The following is a 581-nucleotide window of genomic DNA, read 5'->3' as shown; positions in this document are numbered from 1 at the left end:
GACGATCCGTCCTGGCGCACCCGTGCCGAGATCGCCCTGAAGCGCAAGCGCCGGAGTCGTCCCGTCCTGCAGGAGCGCATCGGGGTCCTGCGTCGCGCCGAGCGTTCCATGGCACTCGGTTCGAGCCAAGCCGCCGGCTACTCGAAAATCGACGCCAAGCGGCAGGCCTTCGTCCAAGCTGCCTACGAACTCCTGGGTCACGAGGCGTGCACGGAGGTGTGGGCCCGCGCCCAGCAGAAGCAGCCAGCCCTCTTCGCGGATGGGAAGGGGCCGGACGCATGAGCGCCCTCGGCACCATCCCCTACACGGATGCCACCGGCCGGACTTGGCTTGTCGCGAAGCTCGACCGGCTGCTCGACGACCCCGCTGTGCGGCGAAAGGCCGAGGAAACCCTTAGAGCCAGCACCAACAGGGCCGGGAGGTTCAATCCCGGCGCCGCCTTCACCAAGGCGTGCCGCCAATACAAGCGCGACGAGTGCGGCGCTCTTCTGCACATGCTGGTCGTCCGCCTGCGAGATCGGGAGGACGAGCATGAGCACGCCTGACCCGATCCTCGCCGCGCTCGACCTCGTCAACGCAGC

At 68.3% G+C, this 581-nt stretch carries 1 protein-coding gene and 1 pseudogene; both read left to right on the top strand.

The genetic code is table 11. From position 1 onward, the window contains the following. Positions 1 to 282, top strand: a pseudogene (locus MKK54_RS00035) (hypothetical protein); the annotation flags it as partial. Next, positions 279 to 545: a hypothetical protein gene (locus MKK54_RS00030; protein ID WP_244008481.1), complete on the top strand. Its 267-nt coding sequence runs from the start codon at positions 279 to 281 to the stop codon at positions 543 to 545. The pseudogene MKK54_RS00035 and the gene MKK54_RS00030, both read left to right, overlap by 4 nt. Positions 546 to 581 lie beyond the last annotated feature (36 nt).

Source organism: Methylobacterium sp. J-068, assembly GCF_022829445.1.
In the GTDB taxonomy this organism is placed as follows: Bacteria; Pseudomonadota; Alphaproteobacteria; order Rhizobiales; family Beijerinckiaceae; genus Methylobacterium.
This window is presented reverse-complemented; position numbering and strand designations above follow the sequence as displayed.